Annotated in this window: 19 protein-coding genes and 1 riboswitch; of the genes, 7 read left to right on the top strand and 12 right to left on the bottom strand. The window is 74.2% G+C overall.

Translation table 11 applies throughout. The features are described 5' to 3' along the window. Positions 1-136: 136 nt before the first annotated feature. The 3 genes from ACY1JF_RS25655 to ACY1JF_RS25645 all read right to left on the bottom strand — a co-directional run bounded on the left by ACY1JF_RS25655 (position 137) and on the right by ACY1JF_RS25645 (position 2,398). A complete protein-coding gene (locus ACY1JF_RS25655; RefSeq protein ID WP_462707610.1) occupies positions 137-535 on the bottom strand; it encodes a DUF3040 domain-containing protein in 399 nt (132 codons plus the stop codon). Positions 536-820: 285 nt separating this feature from the next. Further along, positions 821-1,591, bottom strand: a complete 771-nt coding sequence (locus ACY1JF_RS25650) for a class I SAM-dependent methyltransferase (RefSeq protein WP_462707609.1) — start codon at positions 1,589-1,591, stop codon at positions 821-823. A 201-nt stretch (positions 1,592-1,792) separates the two neighbouring features. After that, positions 1,793-2,398 (bottom strand): SAV_6107 family HEPN domain-containing protein, encoded by a 606-nt coding sequence (locus ACY1JF_RS25645; RefSeq protein ID WP_462707608.1) that lies wholly within the window; start codon positions 2,396-2,398, stop codon positions 1,793-1,795. A 643-nt stretch (positions 2,399-3,041) separates the two neighbouring features. On the opposite strand from ACY1JF_RS25645, the gene ACY1JF_RS25640 reads away from it, so the two are divergent. Further along, positions 3,042-4,538, top strand: coding sequence for a phytoene desaturase family protein (locus ACY1JF_RS25640; RefSeq protein ID WP_462707607.1), 1,497 nt, complete (start codon positions 3,042-3,044; stop codon positions 4,536-4,538). 44 nt (positions 4,539-4,582) lie between these two features. Here ACY1JF_RS25640 and ACY1JF_RS25635 read toward each other — a convergent pair whose 3' ends face one another. The 6 genes from ACY1JF_RS25635 to ACY1JF_RS25610 all read right to left on the bottom strand — a co-directional run bounded on the left by ACY1JF_RS25635 (position 4,583) and on the right by ACY1JF_RS25610 (position 10,067). Then, positions 4,583-5,578, bottom strand: coding sequence for an SCO2102 family sporulation regulator (locus ACY1JF_RS25635; RefSeq protein WP_462707606.1), 996 nt, complete (start codon positions 5,576-5,578; stop codon positions 4,583-4,585). A gap of 56 nt (positions 5,579-5,634) precedes the next feature. Continuing rightward, a complete protein-coding gene (metF, locus tag ACY1JF_RS25630) occupies positions 5,635-6,558 on the bottom strand; it encodes a methylenetetrahydrofolate reductase [NAD(P)H] (RefSeq protein WP_462707605.1) in 924 nt (307 codons plus the stop codon). Positions 6,559-6,623: 65 nt separating this feature from the next. Next, on the bottom strand, positions 6,624-7,352 hold the full coding sequence (gene thiE, locus ACY1JF_RS25625; RefSeq protein ID WP_462707604.1) for a thiamine phosphate synthase: 729 nt from the start codon (positions 7,350-7,352) through the stop codon (positions 6,624-6,626). Between the two features lie 525 nt (positions 7,353-7,877). After that, the gene (locus tag ACY1JF_RS25620; protein ID WP_215167853.1) at positions 7,878-8,243 is read right to left on the bottom strand and encodes an Rv2175c family DNA-binding protein; all 366 of its coding nucleotides are present in this window, start codon (positions 8,241-8,243) and stop codon (positions 7,878-7,880) included. Between the two features lie 113 nt (positions 8,244-8,356). Then, positions 8,357-9,595 (bottom strand): NAD(P)/FAD-dependent oxidoreductase, encoded by a 1,239-nt coding sequence (locus ACY1JF_RS25615; protein ID WP_462707603.1) that lies wholly within the window; start codon positions 9,593-9,595, stop codon positions 8,357-8,359. 133 nt (positions 9,596-9,728) lie between these two features. Next, complete coding sequence (locus ACY1JF_RS25610; RefSeq protein ID WP_462707602.1) at positions 9,729-10,067, bottom strand: hypothetical protein; 339 nt, start codon at positions 10,065-10,067, stop codon at positions 9,729-9,731. Between the two features lie 52 nt (positions 10,068-10,119). After that, positions 10,120-10,231, top strand: a riboswitch (TPP riboswitch). Positions 10,232-10,237: 6 nt separating this feature from the next. On the opposite strand from ACY1JF_RS25610, the gene thiO reads away from it, so the two are divergent. The 5 genes from thiO (at position 10,238) to ACY1JF_RS25585 (ending at position 15,576) form a co-directional block, all read left to right on the top strand. After that, positions 10,238-11,482 carry a glycine oxidase ThiO gene (gene thiO, locus ACY1JF_RS25605; RefSeq protein WP_462707601.1) on the top strand — a complete coding sequence of 415 codons (1,245 nt, stop codon included), beginning with the start codon at positions 10,238-10,240 and terminating at the stop codon, positions 11,480-11,482. A gap of 2 nt (positions 11,483-11,484) precedes the next feature. Continuing rightward, the gene (thiS, locus tag ACY1JF_RS25600) at positions 11,485-11,685 is read left to right on the top strand and encodes a sulfur carrier protein ThiS (RefSeq protein WP_462707616.1); all 201 of its coding nucleotides are present in this window, start codon (positions 11,485-11,487) and stop codon (positions 11,683-11,685) included. A 5-nt stretch (positions 11,686-11,690) separates the two neighbouring features. Further along, positions 11,691-12,485 carry a thiazole synthase gene (locus tag ACY1JF_RS25595; RefSeq protein WP_462707600.1) on the top strand — a complete coding sequence of 265 codons (795 nt, stop codon included), beginning with the start codon at positions 11,691-11,693 and terminating at the stop codon, positions 12,483-12,485. A gap of 101 nt (positions 12,486-12,586) precedes the next feature. Continuing rightward, positions 12,587-14,521 (top strand): Stk1 family PASTA domain-containing Ser/Thr kinase, encoded by a 1,935-nt coding sequence (pknB, locus tag ACY1JF_RS25590; RefSeq protein WP_462707599.1) that lies wholly within the window; start codon positions 12,587-12,589, stop codon positions 14,519-14,521. Between the two features lie 170 nt (positions 14,522-14,691). Beyond that, a complete protein-coding gene (locus ACY1JF_RS25585) occupies positions 14,692-15,576 on the top strand; it encodes a deoxyribonuclease IV (protein ID WP_462707598.1) in 885 nt (294 codons plus the stop codon). A gap of 4 nt (positions 15,577-15,580) precedes the next feature. Here ACY1JF_RS25585 and ACY1JF_RS25580 read toward each other — a convergent pair whose 3' ends face one another. Next, positions 15,581-16,228, bottom strand: a complete 648-nt coding sequence (locus ACY1JF_RS25580; protein ID WP_462707597.1) for a sulfite oxidase-like oxidoreductase — start codon at positions 16,226-16,228, stop codon at positions 15,581-15,583. Positions 16,229-16,422: 194 nt separating this feature from the next. Here ACY1JF_RS25580 and bfr point away from each other — a divergent pair, with 194 nt between their 5' ends. After that, entirely contained in the window at positions 16,423-16,938 is a 516-nt protein-coding gene (bfr, locus tag ACY1JF_RS25575; RefSeq protein ID WP_462707596.1) for a bacterioferritin, read from the top strand. Between the two features lie 20 nt (positions 16,939-16,958). On the opposite strand, the gene ACY1JF_RS25570 is transcribed toward bfr, so the two are convergent. Together ACY1JF_RS25570 and ACY1JF_RS25565 are read right to left on the bottom strand one after the other, a co-directional pair. Then, positions 16,959-17,189: a (2Fe-2S)-binding protein gene (locus ACY1JF_RS25570; RefSeq protein WP_462707595.1), complete on the bottom strand. Its 231-nt coding sequence runs from the start codon at positions 17,187-17,189 to the stop codon at positions 16,959-16,961. A 153-nt stretch (positions 17,190-17,342) separates the two neighbouring features. Continuing rightward, positions 17,343-18,695, bottom strand: coding sequence for a class II 3-deoxy-7-phosphoheptulonate synthase (locus ACY1JF_RS25565; RefSeq protein WP_462707594.1), 1,353 nt, complete (start codon positions 18,693-18,695; stop codon positions 17,343-17,345). Between the last annotated feature and the right edge of the window lie 37 nt (positions 18,696-18,732).

The raw sequence follows: 18,732 nt of genomic DNA, 5'->3' as shown, positions 1-18,732 counted from the left end.
CCCCGGGGGGGCCGGGGGGGCGGGGGGGGGGCGCGGGCCCCCCGGCCCCGGGGGGGGGGGCGCCCCCGGCGGGGGGCCCGCCCCTCGCTCACGTTCTCATCGGTGCCGGCCGGGCCGTCGGCCCGGTCCGGCCGGGTCAGTGCCCGCCCTGCTCGTCTCGGCGGCGCTGCCAGCGCTCCTCGATGCGGTCCATCATCGAGCGCTTCTGCCGTCCCTGGCCGCGCGCCTGGGGCCCGGCGCCGACGACGGGCTGCTCACCCGGCTTGGGGGCCTTGCGCCAGCCGGTGACGGCGAGGACCGCGCAGCCCAGCATGACGAGGAAGCCCACCACGCTGAGCCAGACCTGCTTGGCGACCATTCCGGCCATGAGGAGTGCGATACCTACGAGAAAGCCCGCGACCGCCTGGTAGACCCGTCGCCGGGTGTACGTACGCAGCCCGCTTCCCTCGAGCGCTGTCGCGAACTTGGGATCTTCGGCGTACAGCGCTCGCTCCATCTGCTCGAGCATGCGCTGCTCGTGCTCCGAGAGCGGCACGGCGTCCTCCTCATCGTGCAGTCGCCGGGGCGACCCGGGGGGTCCCTTCAGGATAGGCAGGGAATCGCCCCCGTGAAACCCGCCCCTCTACGCCAATTGGCCAACCGGTTTCCGCCATGGACGTCCCGGCCCGCTAGATTCCCATTCCCCAGCGGCCGACCCGTCATGCCGGGCGGTCTCCCTCGATCATACGGCGCCGGGCCCCCGTTCGGGGGTCCTGTGGCGTACTCCATGTGCACGCAAGTAGCTGATCAGGGCCATATCCCGCCAGGTGGCTCAGACCCTTCAGGCTCCGTCGGTCCCCCGGGTCTCACCGAGCACGTGGAGCTGGGTGGCCACGGAGTGGAAGGCCGGGAGTTCGGCCGCTGCGGCCTCCAGCCTCAGCAGCGCGTCCAGGGCCCCGGCCTCGGTGTCCACCAGGACGCCGGGGACGAGGTCGGCGAAGACCCGCACCCCGTGGACGGCGCCGACCGTCAGGCCCGCTCCCTCCACCAGGGCGGTGAGCCGCTCGGCGGTGAAGCGGCGCGGGACGGGGTCACCGGTGCCCCAGCGGCCGTCCGGGTCGCCGAGGGCCTGCCGGGCCTCGGTGAAGTGCCCGGCGAGGGCGCGGGCGAGGACCGCGCCGCCCAGGCAGGCGGCGAGCAGGCTGAGGACGCCCTCGGGCCGCAGCGCGGCCACCGCGTTGCGGACGCCCTCGGCCGGGTCGTCGACGTACTCCAGGACGCCGTGGCAGAGCACGGCGTCGTACCCGCCGCGCTCGACCACGTCGAAGAGGCCGTGGGCGTCGCCCTGCACACCTCGCACCCGGTCGTCGACGCCCGCCTCGGCCGCCCGGCGCTCCAGGGCGAACAGGGCGTTGGGGCTGGGGTCGACGACGGTGACGTGGTGGCCGAGACCGGCCAGGGGCACGGCGAAGTTGCCGCTGCCGCCCCCGGTGTCGAGAACGTCCAGCGCGGGCCGCCCCGTGGCCCTGACACGGCGGTCGAGTGCCTCCCTCAGCACCTCCCAGACCACGGCGGTACGGAGGGAGGCGCGGGGGCGCGACGGGTCCGACACGGCAGTTGACTCCTCGGCGCGGCACCGCCTCTGCGCGGCGGAGCGAACGGGCTGCCTCCCCTCGGCCCGGCGGGGAAGGGGGAGGCTTCAGGCGTCTCCCACCCTATTGCCTCCCCGTCACCCGCTCCGCCCCGCCCGGTCACTCCGGTGGTACCGCGCGCCACCGGCCGCCGGCGCCCCGTGCGCCGGGCCGGCGGGAGGTCACCCCGCGTCCGGCAGTCCACGCCCCGGGTGTCCCGGACCGCCGTCCTGGGAACCACCGGCGCCCCGGGGCCCGCCGCTCTCCGGCCGGTCGCCGTCGGCGTGCGGCTGGGGCAGGACCGGCTGGAGGACGAGCATCCGCTCCACCAGGCGCAGGAACATCGACACGTCGCGTATCAGGTCGTCGGCGTCCCGGCTGCTCGCCGCGCCCTCGATGCCCGCCTCGGCCCGGGCGCGGCGCCGGGCCCCCGAGGCGAACAGCGCGCTCCACTCGGCGAGTTCGGGGGCGATCTCGGGCAGTACCTCCCAGGCGCTGCGGATCCGGGCCCGGGCCCGGGGCGTGGGCTCCGGGCGGCCCCGGGCCGCGAGCACGGCGGCCGCGGTGCGCAGGGCGGCGAGGTGGGCCCGCGCGTACCGCTCGTTGGGGGTCTCGAGGACGGTGGCCTCGTCCAGTCCGGCGTGGGCCTGGGCGAGGAGGTCGAGGGCGGCGGGCGGGGCCGTGGCCCGGCGCAGCACGGGATGCACGTCGCCGGCCGGGCCGGTCAGTGAGGGGGCAGGGCCGGTGGCGCGGCGCCGGCGGGCGGCGGACGCGGAGGAGTGGGCCATGACGAACCTCCTGTCGTCTGTGTGACGGCACGGGTGCCGTATGTACCCATCGTGGGGTATGGCACTGACAATCCGTTCCGACCTGGACTTTTGCCACGATCGGGAGTTCGTCGGGTGGTGTCGCGCGCGACGCGGTGACCGGCTCGGGGCGGGCGGAGGGGCGCACGGGAGAGCGCCGGTCCGGCGTGGCCGCGTCCCCCGCGGGCCACGCCGGACCGGCGCTCCCTGTTGCTCCCCCGTACTTTCCCCCGTACGTTCCCCCGTCGGACCGCCGTACGTTCCCCCGCACCGGCCGTCCTCCGGGTTCCCCCGTGCCTCGCTCCCGCCGGCCTCGGCCGGCGGAAGGAGCGGATCGCGGGCCCGGCCACCGCTCCGGCGCCCCGTGTCGCCGGTGCCGCGGCCGTGCCCCTCTCCGTGCCCCCACTCTCTCGTCTGCGCGGGCCGGCCCCCATCCGTGCGGGTACTCAACTGTCCGCCTAGGTACGGGTACTCAGGCCCTGCGTGCCCCTCCCCACACCGCCCCGCCCCCGTCTGGTGCGCACCGCGTCCGCTCCAGTACTCCCCCGGCCCGGGCCTCCCTGGAAGACCGCAGGCCAGGGCCCTCCCGGCGGGATTGTCGGAGGCGGCGGATAAAGTCCCCGGCATGGCACGGATTGCGGTGATCGGCGCCGGGATGGGCGCGCTGGCGGCGTCGGCCCGGCTGGCCGTCGCGGGCCACCGGGTGACGGTGTACGAGCGCACCGGGACGTACGGCGGGGCGGTGCGCCGGTTCGATCGGGACGGTTTCTCCTTCGACACCGGTCCCGGGCTGCTGCCGTTGCCCGCGGTCTGGCGGGACCTCTTCGTCAAGACCGGCAAGGAGCCGCTGGAGGAGTGCGTCGAGACGGTGCGGGTCGATCCGTCGTCCCGGCACCTCTTCGCGGACGGCACCGAGGTGGTACTGCCCAACGCCTCGCGCGCGGGCGTCGTCGGCGCGTTGGACGAGGGGCTCGGGGCGGGTGCCGGCCAGCGCTGGGGCGACTTCCTGGTGCGGGCCCGCGAGGCCTGGGACCGCACGCGCCGGCCGCTGCTGGAGGAGCCGCTGTGGCCCGACTGGCGGGTGCTGGGCGAGCGCGAGCCCTACCCGGCCGTTCCCCGCAAGCGGCTGCTGCGCACCCGCCGGGCCGGCACGCTCGCCGAGATCGGTGCCTGGGAGCTGCGCGACCCCCGGCTGACCGCGCTCCTGGAGAGCCACGCCCTGGCCCACGGTCTGGATCCCCGTACGGCTCCGGCGAGCGCCGCGGTACTGCCGTACATGGAGCACGCCTTCGGCACCTGGTACGTCCGCGGCGGTCTGCGCGAGCTGGCGCGGGCGGTGTACGAGCGGTGCCTGGCCCGCGGGGTGGAGTTCCGTTTCGGCACCGAGATCACGGCGGTCATCGAGAAGGACGGCCGGGCGGTGGGCGTGGAGCCGGCCGGCGGCGCGGTGGCGGAGGCCGACTTCGTGGTCGCCGGTGTCGCCCCGGGCGTGCTGGACCGTCTCACCGGGGGCGCGGGGACACGCGGGGCCGGCGAGGTCCCGGCGCGGCGGGGCGGGGCGAGCCGGCTGACGGTGCTGCTGGCGCTGCGCGGCGGCCGGCCCGAGGGCGTCGCGCACCGCACGGTGGTGCACGCGCCGGACCGGGACGCCGAGTTGGCCGCCCTGTTCGGTGACGCCCCCGGCGTGGCCGCGCGGCCGACGGTGACGGTGCTGCGGCCGGACGACCCGTCGCTGGTACCGGACGCGGAGCACGAGGCGGCCGTCCTCACGGCGGTGGTACCGGCGGCGGACGGGACGGATCACGGCGGCTGGGCGGAGCGGTTGACGGCCGTCGCCGAGCGCGCGGTCCCCGGTCTGCGCGACCGCCTGCTCTGGTACGAGACGCGCACCCCGGCGGACGTCGCGGAGGCGACCGGCGCCGAGGGCGGAGCGGTTCCGGCGCCGGCCCTGGCCGCGGCCGGCGGGCGTCTGCTGCACCCGTCGAACACCACGCGCGTGGGCGGCCTGTTCACGGTGGGCGGCTGGTCGCACCCGGGCGGCGGGCTGCCGCACGCGGGGATGTCGGGCGCGCTGGTCGCGGGGCTGATCGTGGAGGGTCCGGGGTTCCGCGGCTCGCGGTGAGGCGGGCCGGCGGTGCGGGCCGCCGGGGAGGGGCCGGGGTCCGGTCAGTACCGGTACTGCTGCTCGTCGTACCCCTGGCCGCCGTGCGGCTGCCCGCCACCCTGGTAGGGGTGGGGCTGCTCCGGCGGGAGGTCGCCGCCGTAGGCGTCGTCGGTGCTGCGCTGCTGCGGGACCCACACCCCGCCGGCCGGGGTCTCGCCGCCGTAGCCGCCGGTGCCGTACTGGTCCTGCTGCCCGTAGTCCTGCGGGGCGTATCCCTGCTGCTGCCCGGTGGTGTCGTAGCCGGTGCCGTACCCGGCGCCGCCGTAGGTGTGGGTGCCGATGTACGGGTCGGAGTAGGCGGCGTACTGCTCCTGGCCGGTGGCGTCGTAGCCGTAGGACTGCTGCTGGCCGTAGCCGGAGGGGTCGTAGGAGTAGGAGCCGTCCGCGGCCGGTGTCTGCCGTTGGTCCTGGCCGCCGTAGCCCGCCGTGTCGTAGGTGCCGTAGGTGCCGGTGTCGTCGGGCATCGGCAGCGGCTGGTAGACGGGTGTGCCCTCGGCCGGGGTGCCGGCGGGGCGGCCGGAGGCGAACACGTCGTCCTGGTCGTCGTGCGCGTAGCCGTACGCGGCGGTGTCCTGGGGGTAGCCGTACGCGGCGGTGTCCTGGGGGGAGGGGAAGCCGTCCGGGCCGGCGGGCGGGTGGTCGTCGCCGGGGCCCGGCTCGGCCGCCTCCGGGTCCGAGGCCCGCGACTGCGGTTCCGGCCGGTCCGGTTCGGGGCGGCGGCGCCTGCCGCCGACGAGACCCGCCGGGGCCTGGACGGCCCAGCCCTCCGCGAAGCCGCGGCGGAACGACAGGGTGACGTAGGTCTGGCCGATCGCGAAGGCGATCGCGCCGAGCGCGATGACGACGACCGACGGGATCAGCACGCCGAGCACCACGCCGAGGAACCCGGCGAAGGCCAGCAGCCGCCAGCGCAGGCGCGCCTTGTACTGCAGCAGCACCTCACCGAGCAGCCACAACGCGACGATGCCGAACGCGATGTAGAGGACCGCCCAGCCCATGTACGCCCCTCTCCCAGTGACCGCTACGCAGTGTGTCGTATGGACGTGCGGTCGGTCTAGGCCCGCGGTGAGCGGTGCAGGCCCAGGTTCTCGTGGATTTCCAGCGTCGCCGTGGAGTTGTTGAGCGTGATGAAGTGCAGCCCGGGCACACCTTCGGCCAGCAGCCGCGCGCAGAACTCCGTGGCGAACTCGATGCCAATGGAGCGTACAGCGGTCGGATCGTCCTTTGCTGTGAGGATCCGCTCTTTCAGATCATCGGGAAACGAGGCGTTGCTGAGCCGAGGCAGCCTCTCCAGCATTTTCACGCTGGTCACCGGCATGATCTCGGGGATGACGGGGGTCTCGCAGCCCGCCGCGACGACCTTGTCACGCAGTCGCAGATAGGACTCGGGGTGGAAGAACATCTGCGTGATCGCGTAGTCGGCGCCGGCCCGGCACTTGTCGACGAAGCGCGTCACGTCCTCGTCCCAGTCGGCGGAGCGCGGGTGCATCTCCGGGAAGGCGGCGACGCCCACGCAGAAGTCGCCCGACTCCTTGATGAGTTCGACGAGTTCGGCGGCGTAGGTCAGGCCCTGGGGGTGCGGCACCCAGTCGCCCATCGGGTCGCCGGGCGGGTCGCCGCGCACGGCGAGGATGTTGCGGATGCCCGCGTCGGCGTACTGCCCGATGATGTTGCGCAGTTCCGCGACGGAGTGGTTGACGGCGGTGAGGTGGGCGACCGGGGTGAGCGTGGTGTCGGAGGCGATCCGCTCGGTCGCCCGCACCGTGCCGGCGCGGGTGGAGCCGCCCGCGCCGTAGGTCACGGAGACGAAGCTGGGGGCCACCGCCTCGACCCGGCGGAGCGCGTTCCAGAGGTTGCGCTCCCCCTTCTCCGTCTTGGGCGCCCAGAACTCGAACGAGTACGTCATCTCCCCGGTCGCGAGCATGTCGCGAACGGTGCGCGCGTGATCAGTCCTGGTGGATGCCGTTCCGAGGGCCATACCCGCAGGTTAACCAGGGGGCTCCGGTCACCCAACCAGAGTCGAGGAATTGTCCGTATTGTCGGTTACTTGTCCATCCCTTGGACATCGGCGGCACTCCTGAGCCGCCCGGCGAACTCGGCCGCCGCCGCGCCGGGATCGTCGGCCTCGGTGAGCGCGCGGACCACGACGGCCCGGCGGGCGCCCGCGTCGAGGACCTGGTCCAGGTTGCCCAGGTCGATGCCGCCGATCGCGAACCAGGGGCGGTCGGTGCGCAGGGAGGCGGCGTACCGGACCAGGTCCAGGCCGGGGGCGTGGCGGCCGGGCTTGGTGGGGGTGGGCCAGCAGGGGCCGGTGCAGAAGTAGTCCACGCCGTCCTGCGCGGCAGCGGCGGCGGCCTCGGACCTGGCGTGGGTGGAGCGGCCGACGAGGACGTCGTCCCCGAGGATCGCGCGGGCGGCGGGCACCGGGAGGTCGCCCTGGCCGAGGTGGAGTACGTCGGCGCGGGCGGCGTGGGCGACGTCCGCCCGGTCGTTGACCGCGAGGAGCTTGCCGTGCCGGGCGCAGGCATCGGCGAACACGGAGAGGTGCTCCAGCTCCTCCGCCGCCTCCATGCCCTTGTCCCGCAGCTGCACGATGTCGACGCCGCCGGCCAGCACCGCGTCCAGGAACTCCGGCAGGTCGCCCTGGCGCTTGCGGGCGTCCGTGCAGAGGTAGAGCCGGGCGTCGGCGAGGCGGGCGCGGGCGGTGGCGGCGGTGGCCGTGGTGACGGCGGTGTGGGGGGCGGTGTCGGTGTCGGTGTCGGTCTCGGTCATGGGTGGTGCGTCCCCCGTGTGGGTGGTGGGCGGGAAGGGACCCCGGCCAGGTGATCAGGCTGCGCGGACCGGACCGGGCGGACCGGGCGGACCGGGCGGACCTGACGAGGCGGGCCCGGTCGGGCGGGGCCGGTGCGGTGGCGAGGCCGGTCCCGGCGCGGTGGCCGGTCCTGGCCGGGTTCTGGCAGGTGCGCGGGGAGCGGCTCCGGCGGGGAGCGGCTCCGGCGGGCCACGGCTGCGGCTGCGGCTGCGGCTGCCGGGTGTGGCTGCGGCTGCGGCGGTCGGGTGTGGCCGCCGCGCCGGGCCGGGCGGAGCCTCGTGTGACACGCGGAGGCCGGACCCCTCCGACCGGTGTCCGGCCGGGACAGGGTCCCGGCCTGGAGCGGATCGGGCCGGGACCCGAGCCAGGCGTGGCCGCCCGCGGCGGACCCGCCCCGACGGCGATGGCGGTGGCGGCGGTGGACCGCCGTTCACCCGCTCCCGCCGGCGGCGTGCGGGACGCGGCCCGCACGCCGGGCGCGTCGGTCAGACAGCCAGCGCCTGGGCGCGGCGCTTCACCTCCGTGCCGCGATTCTCACTGAGTGCCTGCGCCGGCGTGCCGGGCAGGCTGTCGTCCGGCGTGAAGAGCCACTCCAGCATCTCCTCGTCCGTGAAGCCGTCGTCCCGCAGCAGCGTCAGCGTCCCGGACAGGCCCTTGACGACCTTGTCGCCGTCGATGAAGGCCGCGGGGACGTGCAGCGCGCGGTTCTCACCGCGGCGTACGGCGATGAGCTGGCCGTCCTTGACCAGCTGCCGCACCCGGGTCACCTCGACGTCGAGCATCTCCGCGATGTCGGGAAGGGTGAGCCAGGCAGGGACGAGAGCATCGATCTTTGCGTCAATCTCGGTCACCCCTCAAGCCTGCCATCTGCCACTGACACGCGGAAGCCGGACCCCTCCGACCAGCGCGGACGAGCCGGGACCTCGCCCCGCGCCCCCGCTCTCCCCGCCCCGTCCCGCCCTCGTCACGCCACCGCCGACTTCAGCGGCCTGGCCGGGTCCGCGAGGAGCCGCGGATCCAGCGCCGCGCCCGACTCGATCAGCCGTCTGCCCTGGGCCAGGTCCCGGGGCCGCCCCACCGCCAGCAGCGCGACGAGGCGGTCCGCGCGCAGCCAGCAGACCGTCCAGGCGGGTCCGGCGGGGTCGCCGCGCCACACCGTGGTGTCGCCGGCGGGGTGGTGCCCGGCGTACTGGACGAAGCGGCCGAACTGCTCGGACCAGAAGTACGGCACCGGGTCGTACACCGGCGCCGGTTCCCCGGTGGCGGCGCCGATGATGTCGGCGGCCACCGTGCGCGGCCCCTGGAGGGCGTTGTCCCAGTGGTGCACGAGCAGCCGTTCCCCGTACCGCCCGGACGGGAAGGACGCGCAGTCGCCGACCGCGTGGACGTCGGGTACGCGGGTGCGCAGGCGGTCGTCGGCCAGGACCTCGCCATGGGCGCCGAGGGCGATCCCGGAGCCGTCCAGCCAGGCGGTGGCGGGCCTGGCCCCGATGCCGACGACGACCGCGCCGGCGGGCACGCGCGTGCCGTCGTCGAGGACCACGGCGCCCGGCTCGACGCGCTCCACGCGCGCGTGGGTGCGCAGAACCGCTCCCGCGTCGGCGTACCAGTCGGCCATGGGGGCGGCGACCTCGGCGGGCAGCGCCCCGGCCAGCGGCCGGTCGGCGGCCTCCACGACGGTCACCGCGCACCCGGCCTCCCGCGCGGCGGTGGCGAACTCGGCGCCGATCCAGCCCGCGCCCACGACCACCACGTCGTGCTGCCGGCCGAGTACGGGACGCAGCCGCCCGGCGTCGTCCAGGGTGCGCAGCAGGTGGACGCCGGGGACGCCCTCGGCACCCGGCAGCCGCAGCGGCTCGGCGCCGGTCGCCAGGACGAGGGAGTCGTACGGCACCGGCCCCGCGGAGGTGTCCAGCAGGTGCTCGCCGGGGCGGACGCCCAGCGCCTCCCGCCCGAGCCGCAGTTCGATGCCGAGCGACTCGAAGTCGATGTCGAAGGCGGAGCCCTCGGCGGTGCCCAGCAGGACCGCCTTGGACAGCGGGGGCCGGTCGTACGGCTGGTGCGGTTCGGCGCCGATCAGTGTCACGGGGCCGGTGAAGCCCCGTTCGCGCAGGGCGACCGCCGTCTGCACGCCGGCCATGCCCGCGCCCACGACGACCACGCGCCGCGCGAAGCCGCCTCGCTCCTGCGTCTGCTCACTCACCTGATCACCTTAGACACCTGGCTCGCCGCCGGTCAGGAGAAACGTTCGGTGGCCCGCCGCACACCCACCGCGCACACCCCCACCGCACCCCCACCGCATACCCGCCGCGCACCCGCCGCGCTCCGCAGCGCCGTCACCGGACCTGTTCCACCACGCTGGTCCCGTCGCCCTCCCCCGACTCCCACTGCCAGGTCTCCTCCAGCCGCACCCGCCCGTCCGGCAGGCCGACGACGGTCGACACGCAGTGCCCGCAGGCCGTGGAGCCGTCCGCCCTGAGCTGCACGTACCGGAAGTCGAGCCGGTCCGCCTCGCGCGTCCCCACCAGGTACCCGCGGACGACGTCGCCGCCGGCGTACTCGGCCCAGACGGCGCCGTCCCGCTCGTGGTAGGTGAAGCGGGTACGGGTACCGACCTGGCCGGGTGCCTGGTCGGCGACCGGGGCGAACACGAGACCGTCGAGCGAACGCGTCACCGGCGGACACTCCCTTACAGAGGCGGACATCGAACAGTTAGGGTGGCCAACGTAAGGCACTCGCGGGAGCCCGGACGCACCGGGCTGAGAGGGAGGCTGGCGGCCTCCGACCGTACGAACCTGATCCGGGTCATGCCGGCGAAGGGAGGGGCTGGACGCCCATGTCACCCATGTCACCCGCGTCCGACGCGGCCGACGTCCTGGTCGTCGGGGGCGGGATCATCGGTCTGGTCACCGCGTGGCGGGCCGCGCAGCGCGGGCTGGTCACGGCGGTGGTGGACCCGGCGCCGGGCGGCGGGGCCGCCCGGGTGGCGGCCGGGATGCTGGCCGCCGTCACCGAGCTGCACTACGGCGAGCAGACCCTGCTCGCCCTGAACCTCGCCTCGGCCCGCCGTTACCCCGCCTTCGCCGCCGAGCTGTCCGAGGCCACCGGGCACGACCTCGGCTACCGCCGCTGCGGCACCCTGGCCGTCGCGCTCGACGCCGACGACCGGACGCACCTGCGGGAGCTGCACGCCTTCCAGCTGCGCTCGGGCCTGGAGTCCGAGTGGCTGTCGGGGCGTGACTGCCGGCGCCTGGAGCCGATGCTCGCGCCGGGCGTGCGCGGGGGGCTGCGGGTGGACGGCGACCACCAGGTCGACCCCCGGCGGCTGGCCGCGGCGCTGCTGACCGCCTGCGAGCGGGCGGGCGTGCGCCTGCACCGGACCGCGGCCGAGCGGCTCACCGTCGCCCGGGACCGCGCCACCGGCGTCGTGACGGCCGACGGCACCGCGCTGGCGGCCGGGCAGGTCGTCCTGGCCGCGGGCAGCCTCAGCGGCCGTCTGGCGGGCCTCCCGGAGGGCGTACTGCCGCCGGTGCGGCCCGTGAAGGGGCAGGTGCTGCGGCTGACGATGCCGCCGGGACAGCCGCCGCTGCTCCACCGCACCGTCCGCGCGGTGGTGCGCGGCAACCCGCTCTACCTGGTGCCCCGCGCAAGCGGCGAACTCGTCGTCGGCGCCACCAGCGAGGAGCTGGGCTGGGACACGACCGTCACCGCCGGCGGCGTCTACGAGCTGCTGCGCGACGCCCACGAGCTGGTCCCGGGCATCACCGAGCTGCCCCTGACGGAGACCCTCGCGGGACTGCGCCCCGGCTCCCCGGACAACGCGCCGCTGCTCGGCCCGACCGCCCTGGACGGCCTGCTGCTGGCCACCGGGCACTTCCGCAACGGCGTGCTGCTCACCCCGGTCACCGGCGACGTCATGGCGCACGTCCTGACCACCGGCGAGCTGCCCGAGGAGGCCCGCCCCTTCACACCCGGCCGGTTCGGCACCACCCAGGCGCCGGACCAGACACCCGGCCAGGGACCCGACCAGACACCCGGTCACACGCCCACCCAGGAGACCGCCCCCGCGCGCACGGAGCAGCCCGCATGAACATCAGCGTCTCGGTCAACGGGGAGCCCCGCCAGGTGGCCCCCGGAACGGCGCTCGACGCCCTCGTACGGACCCTCACCGAGGCACCGTCCGGGGTGGCCGCCGCCCTCAACGAAACCGTCGTCCCACGCGCGCGCTGGTCGGACACCGCGCTCTCCGACGGCGACCGCGTCGAAGTCCTCACCGCCGTGCAAGGAGGCTGAGAACCATGGCCGACGATCCCTTCGTCCTCGGCGGTACGTCCTTCACGTCCCGCCTGATCATGGGCACCGGCGGGGCGCCCAGCCTCGACGTGCTGGAGCGGTCCCTGGTGGCGTCCGGGACCGAGCTGACGACGGTCGCCATGCGGCGCGTGGACCCGTCCGTGCACGGGTCGGTGCTGTCGGTGCTGGAGAGGCTCGGCATCCGCGTGCTGCCCAACACGGCGGGCTGCTTCACCGCCGGGGAGGCCGTGCTGACCGCCCGCCTGGCGCGCGAGGCCCTCGGCACCGACCTGGTCAAGCTGGAGGTCATCGCCGACGAGCGCACCCTGCTGCCCGACCCGGTCGAGCTGCTGGACGCGGCCGAGACCCTGGTCGACGACGGCTTCACGGTGCTGCCGTACACCAACGACGACCCGGTACTGGCCCGGAAGCTGGAGGACGTCGGCTGCGCGGCGGTCATGCCGCTGGGCTCGCCGATCGGCTCCGGGCTCGGCATCCGCAACCCGCACAACTTCCAGCTGATCGTCGAGCACGCGCGCGTACCGGTGATCCTGGACGCCGGCGCCGGCACGGCCTCGGACGCCGCGCTGGCGATGGAGCTGGGCTGCGCGGGTGTGATGCTCGCCTCGGCGGTGACCCGGGCGCAGGAGCCGGTCCTCATGGCGGAGGCGATGCGGCACGCGGTGGAGGCCGGCCGGCTGGCCCGGCGGGCGGGGCGCATCCCGCGCCGGCACTTCGCCGAGGCGTCCTCCCCGGCCGCCGGCCTGGCCGTCCTGGACCCGGAGCGGCCCGCGTTCTGACCGGGGCCCGGCCCGTGGGGTGTGTCACAGGACGGTGGCGGCAGCACCCCGCGGCGGCCGTACACAGCCTTCCGTCAGCGACGGCTCGTACACTCGCCTGCGTGGACACGACCCTTCAGGACCCTCTGGTCGGGCAGGAGCTCGACGGCCGGTACCGCGTCGACGCGCGGATCGCGGTCGGCGGGATGGCCACGGTCTACCGGGCCGTGGACACCCGCCTGGACCGTGTGCTCGCGCTGAAGGTGATGCACCCGACGCTGGCGGCCGACGGCACGTTCGTCGAGCGGTTCATCCGCGAGGCCAAGTCGGTCGCCCGGCTCGCCCACCCCAACGTCGTCCAGGTCTTCGACCAGGGCACCGACGGGGGCTACGTCTACCTGGCGATGGAGTACGTCTCCGGCTGCACCCTGCGGGACGTACTGCGCGAGCGCGGGGCGCTGCGGCCCCGGGCGGCCCTGGACATCCTGGAGCCGATACTGGCCGCGCTCGGCGCCGCGCACCGCGCGGGGTTCGTGCACCGGGACATGAAGCCGGAGAACGTGCTGATCGGGGACGACGGCCGGGTCAAGGTCGCCGACTTCGGCCTGGTCCGCGCCGTCGACACGGTCACCAGCACCACCGGCGCCGTCCTGGGCACCGTCTCCTACCTGGCGCCCGAGCAGATCGAGCACGGCACCGCCGACCCGCGCGTCGACGTCTACGCGTGCGGCGTGGTCCTGTACGAGATGCTGACCGGCGCCAAGCCGCACCAGGGGGACTCCCCCGCCCAGGTGCTCTACCAGCACCTGGGCGAGGACGTCCCGCCGCCCTCCGCCGCCGTGCCGGACCTGGCGTACGAGCTGGACGACCTGGTCGCCACGGCGACCGCGCGCAACCCCGAGATCCGTCCGCACGACGCGGTGGCGCTGCTCGCGCGGGCCCGCGAGGCGCGCGCGGCGCTCACCGCCGAGCAGCTGGACGCCGTACCGCCGCGGGCGCTGCCCGGCGCGCACGACAACGCGGACGACCGTACGAGCGTGATCCCGCGCGCGCTGACCATGATCCGTCCGCTGCCGGTGAACGAGGAGGAGGCGCCCGCCGCGGACGGCTACGACCGCACCAGCCGACTGGACCCCCCGCCGCCGCCCCCGCCGCGGCGCGGCCCGGGCCTGCGGCGCGGTCCCCTGGCGATCGTCCTGGCCGTCCTGCTGGCGCTGGGCGTCGGCGCGGGCGTCTGGTACATCAACTCGGGGCAGTTCACCGAGGTCCCGCCGCTGCTGGAGAAGACCGAGGCACAGGCCAGGGCCCGGCTGGAGAAGTCGGGCCTGGACGTCGGCGACATCGAGCACGCGTACAGCGACACGGTGGAGCGCGGCGCGGTCATCAGCACCGACCCGGCGGCGGGCACCCGCATCCGGAACAACGACTCCGTGTCCTTCACCGTCTCCGACGGGCCGGAGACGGTGGAGCTGGCCGATGTGGAGGGCTACCGCCTGGACCGGGCCGAGTCGGTGCTGGAGGAGGACGGGCTGGAGCCCGGCATGGTCACCCGCGCCTTCAGCGACGACGTCCCCAAGGGCTTCGTGATCTCCACCGACCCCGGGGCGGGCACCACGGTGCGCGCCGGGTCGGCCGTCGCCCTCACCGTCAGCAAGGGCAGCGCGGTGGAGGTACCGGACGTCACCGGTGACGACCTGGCGGACGCGCGCGCCGCACTGGAGGACGCCGGTCTGAAGGTGGACGTCGCCACGGAGCGGGTGAACTCGGACGACTACGACGCGGGCCAGGTCGCGCGGCAGTCGCCCGGCGACGGCGAGCGGGTCGCCGAGGGTGACACGGTGACGCTGACGGTCTCCAGGGGCCCGGAGCCGGTCGAGGTCCCGGACGTGGTCGGGGACGACGTCGACGACGCGCGGCAGCGGCTGGAGGACGCCGGTTTCGAGGTCGAGGAGGACCGCGGACTGCTCGGTCTGTTCGGCGACACCGTCGAGAGCCAGTCCGTCGAGGGCGGCGACACGGCACCGAAGGGTTCCGAGATCACCCTGACGATCCGCTGACCGTCCCTCCGGCCGTCCCCGACGATCCGCCGACCGTCCCTCCGGCCGTCCCCGACGATCCGCCGACCGTCCCTCCGGCCGTCCCCGACGATCCGCCGGCCGTCCCCCGGCCGTCCCCCGACGGGCCACCGGCGACCGCCCCGCGCCGGCCTGGCATCCTGGACCAGGACATGAGCACACCACCTTCGCCCCCGCCCGCCCGCCGCAACCCCGTCGGCGCCCACGTCCCGGTCGCCGGCGGCCTGCACTCCGTGGGCCTGCCCTACGCCCGCGGCCTGAAGGCCGAGGCCGTCCAGGTCTTCGTCGCCAACCCGCGCGGCTGGGCCACCCCTGTCGGCAACCCGAAGCAGGACGAGGCGTTCCGCGCGGCCTGCGCGGCGGAGTCGATCCCCGCCTACGTCCACGCCCCGTACCTGATCAACTTCGGTTCGCACACCGGGGCGACCGTGGAGAAGTCGGTCGAGTCGCTGCGGCACTCGCTGCGCCGGGGCCGGGAGATCGGCGCCCTCGGCGTGGTGGTGCACACCGGCAGCGCGACCGGCGGCCGGGAGCGGGCGGTGGCGCTGGCGCAGGTGCGGAGGCACCTGCTGCCGCTCCTGGACGAGCTGACCCACGACGACGACCCGTACCTGCTGCTGGAGTCGACCGCCGGGCAGGGCTCCTCGCTGTGCGCCCGGACCTGGGACTTCGGGCCGTACTTCGAGGCGCTGGACGCCCACCCGAAGCTGGGCGTCTGCCTGGACACCTGCCACGTCTTCGCCGCCGGGCACGACCTGACCGGCCCGGACGGCATGCGGCAGACCCTGGACCTGCTGGTGGACACCGTCGGCGAGGGCCGGCTGAGGCTGATCCACGCCAACGACTCCAAGGACGTGGCCGGCGCCCACAAGGACCGGCACGCCAACATCGGCGCCGGCCACATCGGCGAGGCCCCGTTCCGCGAGCTGATGGCGCACCCGGCGACCGCGGGCGTACCGCTGGTCATCGAGACGCCCGGCGGCAAGGAGGGGCACGCGGCGGACGTGGAGCGCCTGAAGAAGCTCCGGGACGGCTGAGGCCCTACAGCTCGGGCCCCTCCCCCGGCTCCTCCTGGTAGGAGTACCGCTGCTCGCGCCAGGGGTCGCCGATGTTGTGGTAACCGCGCTCCTCCCAGAAGCCGCGGCGGTCGGCGGTCATGTACTCGACGCCGCGGACCCATTTGGGGCCCTTCCAGGCGTACAGGTGCGGGACGACCAGCCGGAGCGGGAAGCCGTGCTCGGCGGTGAGCAGTTCGCCGTCCTTGTGGGTGGCGAACAGGGTCCGCTCGGCCGCGAAGTCGGACAGGCGCAGGTTGGAGCTGAAGCCGTACTCCGCCCACACCATCACATGGGTGACGGAAGGGGCGGGCGGGGCGATGTCGAGGACCGTGCGGGCGGGAACGCCGCCCCACTCGGCGCCGAGCATGCTGAACTTCGTCACGCAGTGCAGATCGCCCACCACGGTGGTGTACGGCAGGGCGGTGAACTCCTCGTGGTTCCAGCAGTGCTTGTCGCCGTCGGCGGTGGCGCCGAAGACCCGGAAGTCCCAGCGCTCGGGCCGGAACCTGGGGACCGGCCCGTAGTGCGTGACCGGCCAGCCGCGCTGGAGCCGCTGCCCCGGCGGGAGACCGGGCCGCGCCGCCCCTCTCGAAGCGCCCTCTCCCGACCCGTGTCCCACCGGCTGACCCATGTCTCCATCCTGACAGACCGGGGCCGTTGTCCAGGAACGGGCCCATTTGAAGTCGGTCTTGAATTCCGGCAATACGCAACAAAAATGACCAAGCCAGGACTTACTTACTAAGTACAGACTTACTGGACGATCTCCGGAACCGGTGTAATCATGCGGCGCAACCTGCCGGATTCCGTACGGAAGGAGCCTCTGCGATGCAGGGCGACCCCGAGGTCATCGAATTCCTCAACGAGCAGCTGACCGCCGAGCTGACCGCGATCAACCAGTACTTCCTGCATTCCAAGCTGCAGGACCACAAGGGCTGGACCAGGCTCGCCGAGTACACGCGTCACGAGTCCTTCGACGAGATGCGCCACGCGGAGGTCCTCACCGACCGCATCCTGCTCCTGGACGGTCTGCCGAACTACCAGCGGCTCTTCCACGTCCGGGTCGGGCAGACGGTCACCGAGATGTTCCAGGCGGACCGGGAGATCGAGATCGAGGCGATCGACCGGCTGCGCCGGGGCATCGCGGTGATGCGGAGCAAGAACGACGTCACGTCCGCGAACGTCTTCGAGGCGATCCTCGCCGACGAGGAGCAGCACATCGACTACCTGGACACCCAGCTCGAACTGATCGAGAAGCTGGGCGAGTCGCTGTACCTGTCGACGGTGATCGAACAGTCCCAGCCGGACACGCCCAAGCCGGGCGGCGGCTACTCGTCCCACTGAGAGGGCCCCGCCGGAAAGGGTCAGGCGACTTCGGGAAGCTCCGCCGTCAGCGGGGCCGGCGCACCCTGGTCGATCAGCTGCCGGCGGGGGCACGCACCGCGCCCGAGCAGCGCCTGGATGCGCCGCACACAGCCACCGCAGTCGGTGCCGGCCTTGCAGACGGAGGCGATCTGCCGGGGCGTGCGGGCGCCGGCGTCCACGTGGGCCCTCACCTGTTCCTCGGTCACACCGAAGCAAGAGCAGACGAACACGCGGTTCACCTCCCGGGCGGGGTCACGGTCACGCCCTACCGGCCGCGCCGGTGAGGCAAACCTAACCTTACCTATCCCTCAGGTACCGCGAAAGCGGAGGGGGCGCGGATCATGTGTGACCCGCGCCCCATTCACTTCCGCGAAGATGCTTCCCTACTGATCGCGGTACATCTCCGCCACCAGGAACGCCAGGTCCAGCGACTGGCTGCGGTTGAGCCGCGGGTCGCAGGCCGTCTCGTAGCGCTGGTGCAGGTCGTCGACGAAGATTTCGTCGCCGCCGCCGACGCACTCGGTGACGTCGTCGCCGGTCAGCTCCACGTGGATGCCGCCCGGGTGGGTGCCCAGCTCCTTGTGGACCTCGAAGAAGCCCTTGACCTCGTCGAGCACGTCGTCGAAGCGGCGCGTCTTGTGGCCGGAGGCGGCCTCGAAGGTGTTGCCGTGCATCGGGTCGGTCACCCAGGCGACCGTGGCACCGGACGCGGCGACCTTCTCCACCAGCTCCGGGAGCTTGTCGCGGATCTTGTCCGCGCCCATCCGGACGATGAAGGTCAGCCGGCCGGGCTCGCGCTCGGGGTCGAGGCGCTCGATGTACTGGAGCGCCTCCTCGGCCGTGGTCGACGGGCCGAGCTTGATGCCGATCGGGTTGCGGATCTTCGAGGCGAACTCGATGTGCGCGTGGTCCATCTGCCGGGTGCGCTCACCGATCCACACCATGTGCCCGGAGACGTCGTACAGCTGGCCGGTACGGGAGTCCACGCGGGTCAGCGCGGACTCGTAGTCGAGCAGCAGCGCCTCGTGGGAGGCGTAGAACTCGACGGTCTTGAACTCCTCCGGGTCGGTGCCGCAGGCCCGCATGAAGTTCAGCGCGTTGTCGATCTCCCGGGCGAGCTGCTCGTAGCGCTGGCCCGACGGGGAGGACTTCACGAAGTCCTGGTTCCAGGCGTGCACCTGGCGCAGGTCGGCGTAGCCGCCGGTGGTGAAGGCGCGCACCAGGTTCAGCGTGGAGGCGGACGCGTGGTACATCCGCTTCAGCCGCTCGGGGTCCGGGATCCGGGCCTCTTCGGTGAAGTCGAAGCCGTTGACCGAGTCGCCCCGGTACGTCGGCAGCGTCACGCCGTCGCGGGTCTCGGTCGGCTTGGAGCGCGGCTTGGAGTACTGGCCCGCGATCCGGCCGACCTTCACGACCGGCACGGAGGCGGCGTAGGTGAGGACGGCGCCCATCTGGAGCAGCGTCTTGAGCTTGTTGCGGATGTGGTCGGCCGAGACCCCGTCGAACGCCTCGGCGCAGTCGCCGCCCTGGAGGAGGAACGCCTCTCCCTTGGCGACGGCCGCCATCCGGGCGCGCAGCTGGTCGCACTCGCCCGCGAAGACGAGCGGCGGATACGACTCCAGCTCCGCAACGACTGCGCGCAGAGCCTCGGTGTCGGGGTACTCGGGCTGCTGCGCCGCGGGCAGGTCTCGCCAGGTGTTGCCAGCGCTCGCGCTGGTCTTAGCGTTCACGGTCACGGCCTCAACATTACGGGGTGCCGTCGGGCCCTCCGCC

This window comes from Streptomyces sp. SYSU D01066-1, assembly GCF_054956795.1.
Note: the sequence above shows the minus strand (reverse complement) of the source record. Positions and strands in the feature narration are given on the sequence as shown.